The sequence below is a fragment of the Rahnella bruchi genome (assembly GCF_003614975.1).
Classification (GTDB): Bacteria; Pseudomonadota; Gammaproteobacteria; order Enterobacterales; family Enterobacteriaceae; genus Rahnella; species Rahnella bruchi.
In genome coordinates this window covers 1-3304 of the sequence record NZ_QZWI01000036.1, presented here as the reverse complement: position 1 = coordinate 3304, position 3304 = coordinate 1, and the positions used below count along the sequence as shown (strand labels likewise).

The 3304-nt window shown below is 51.8% G+C and carries 2 rRNA genes; both read left to right on the top strand.

What is annotated here, in order from left to right:
* Positions 1–153 precede the first annotated feature (153 nt).
* A 23S ribosomal RNA gene (locus D5398_RS25145) occupies positions 154–3063 on the top strand.
* A gap of 118 nt (positions 3064–3181) precedes the next feature.
* Positions 3182–3297 (top strand): 5S ribosomal RNA (rrf, locus tag D5398_RS25140).
* The last annotated feature ends 7 nt before the right edge of the window (positions 3298–3304 follow it).

Genomic DNA, 3304 nt, shown 5'->3' with positions numbered 1-3304 from the left:
ATTGCTCTTTAACAATCTGGAACAAGCTGAAAATTGAAAGTTTACAGCTGAACATCACTCTCCGTAGAAGTACTGAGTGGTGGATTAGTCTGTAACAGAGTCTCTCAAATAATCGCAGCGCGATGATGTCTTTAAGACACCTTCGGGTTGTGAGGTTAAGCGACTAAGCGTACACGGTGGATGCCTAGGCAGTCAGAGGCGATGAAGGGCGTGCTAATCTGCGAAAAGCGTCGGTAAGGTGATATGAACCGTTACAACCGACGATACCCGAATGGGGAAACCCAATGTGTTTCGACACATTATCATTACATGAATACATAGTGTAATGAGGCGAACCGGGGGAACTGAAACATCTAAGTACCCCGAGGAAAAGAAATCAACCGAGATTCCCCCAGTAGCGGCGAGCGAACGGGGAAGAGCCCAGAACCAGAATCAGCGTATGTGTTAGTGGAAGCGTCTGGAAAGTCGCACAGTATAGGGTGATAGTCCCGTACACAAAAATGCATATGTTGTGAGTTCGATGAGTAGGGCGGGACACGTGACATCCTGTCTGAATATGGGGGGACCATCCTCCAAGGCTAAATACTCCTGACTGACCGATAGTGAACCAGTACCGTGAGGGAAAGGCGAAAAGAACCCCGGCGAGGGGAGTGAAATAGAACCTGAAACCGTGTACGTACAAGCAGTGGGAGCCTACTTTGTTGGGTGACTGCGTACCTTTTGTATAATGGGTCAGCGACTTATATTTTGTAGCAAGGTTAACCGTATAGGGGAGCCGTAGGGAAACCGAGTCTTAACTGGGCGTCAAGTTGCAAGGTATAGACCCGAAACCCGGTGATCTAGCCATGGGCAGGTTGAAGGTTGGGTAACACTAACTGGAGGACCGAACCGACTAATGTTGAAAAATTAGCGGATGACTTGTGGCTGGGGGTGAAAGGCCAATCAAACCGGGAGATAGCTGGTTCTCCCCGAAAGCTATTTAGGTAGCGCCTCGTGAACTCATCTTCGGGGGTAGAGCACTGTTTCGACTAGGGGGCCATCCCGGCTTACCAACTCGATGCAAACTACGAATACCGAAGAATGTTATCACGGGAGACACACGGCGGGTGCTAACGTCCGTCGTGAAGAGGGAAACAACCCAGACCGCCAGCTAAGGTCCCAAAGTCATGGTTAAGTGGGAAACGATGTGGGAAGGCATAGACAGCCAGGATGTTGGCTTAGAAGCAGCCATCATTTAAAGAAAGCGTAATAGCTCACTGGTCGAGTCGGCCTGCGCGGAAGATGTAACGGGGCTAAACCATGCACCGAAGCTGCGGCAGCGACACTTAGGTGTTGTTGGGTAGGGGAGCGTTCTGTAAGCCGTCGAAGGTGGACTGTGAGGTCTGCTGGAGGTATCAGAAGTGCGAATGCTGACATAAGTAACGATAATGCGGGTGAAAAACCCGCACGCCGGAAGACCAAGGGTTCCTGTCCAACGTTAATCGGGGCAGGGTGAGTCGACCCCTAAGGCGAGGCTGAAAAGCGTAGTCGATGGGAAGCTGGTTAATATTCCAGCACTTGGTGTTACTGCGAAGGGGGGACGGAGAAGGCTAGGCTAGCCGGGCGACGGTTGTCCCGGTTCAAGCGTGTAGGGGGAAAGAGCCGGTAAATCCGCTTTTTTATTCAACCCTGAGGCGTGATAACGAGCCACTACGGTGGTGAAGTAGTTGATGCCAAGCTTCCAGGAAAAGCCTCTAAGCTCCAGGTAACACGAAATCGTACCCCAAACCGACACAGGTGGTCAGGTAGAGAATACTCAGGCGCTTGAGAGAACTCGGGTGAAGGAACTAGGCAAAATGGTGCCGTAACTTCGGGAGAAGGCACGCTGGCGCGTAGGTGAAGGGACTTGCTCCCGGAGCTGAAGCCAGTCGAAGATACCAGCTGGCTGCAACTGTTTAATAAAAACACAGCACTGTGCAAACACGAAAGTGGACGTATACGGTGTGACGCCTGCCCGGTGCCGGAAGGTTAATTGATGGGGTTATCCGTAAGGAGAAGCTCTTGATCGAAGCCCCGGTAAACGGCGGCCGTAACTATAACGGTCCTAAGGTAGCGAAATTCCTTGTCGGGTAAGTTCCGACCTGCACGAATGGCGTAATGATGGCCAGGCTGTCTCCACCCGAGACTCAGTGAAATTGAACTCGCTGTGAAGATGCAGTGTACCCGCGGCAAGACGGAAAGACCCCGTGAACCTTTACTATAGCTTGACACTGAACATTGAGCCTTGATGTGTAGGATAGGTGGGAGGCTTTGAAGCGTGGACGCCAGTCTGCGTGGAGCCAACCTTGAAATACCACCCTTTAATGTTTGATGTTCTAACTCGGCCCCGTGATCCGGGGTGAGGACAGTGTCTGGTGGGTAGTTTGACTGGGGCGGTCTCCTCCTAAAGAGTAACGGAGGAGCACGAAGGTTAGCTAATCACGGTCGGACATCGTGAGGTTAGTGCAATGGCATAAGCTAGCTTGACTGCGAGAGTGACGGCTCGAGCAGGTACGAAAGTAGGTCATAGTGATCCGGTGGTTCTGAATGGAAGGGCCATCGCTCAACGGATAAAAGGTACTCCGGGGATAACAGGCTGATACCGCCCAAGAGTTCATATCGACGGCGGTGTTTGGCACCTCGATGTCGGCTCATCACATCCTGGGGCTGAAGTAGGTCCCAAGGGTATGGCTGTTCGCCATTTAAAGTGGTACGCGAGCTGGGTTTAGAACGTCGTGAGACAGTTCGGTCCCTATCTGCCGTGGGCGTTGGAAGATTGAGAGGGGCTGCTCCTAGTACGAGAGGACCGGAGTGGACGCATCACTGGTGTTCGGGTTGTCATGCCAATGGCATTGCCCGGTAGCTAAATGCGGAAAAGATAAGCGCTGAAAGCATCTAAGCGCGAAACTTGCCTCGAGATGAGTCTTCCCTGTGGCTTTAAGCCACCTGAAGGGACGTTTAAGACTAAGACGTTGATAGGCTGGGTGTGTAAGTGCAGCGATGCATTGAGCTAACCAGTACTAATGACCCGAGAGGCTTAACCTTACAACACCAAAGGTGTTTTAGAGTGACTCTGTAATTGAATTTTCAGCTGAATGTTCCGAGATTGGTTCGTATGGTATAGGCAGAGATGCTGTATACGGTATGGATGAAACAGAATTTGCCTGGCGGCAGTAGCGCGGTGGTCCCACCTGACCCCATGCCGAACTCAGAAGTGAAACGCCGTAGCGCCGATGGTAGTGTGGGGTCTCCCCATGCGAGAGTAGGGAACTGCCAGGCATCAAAT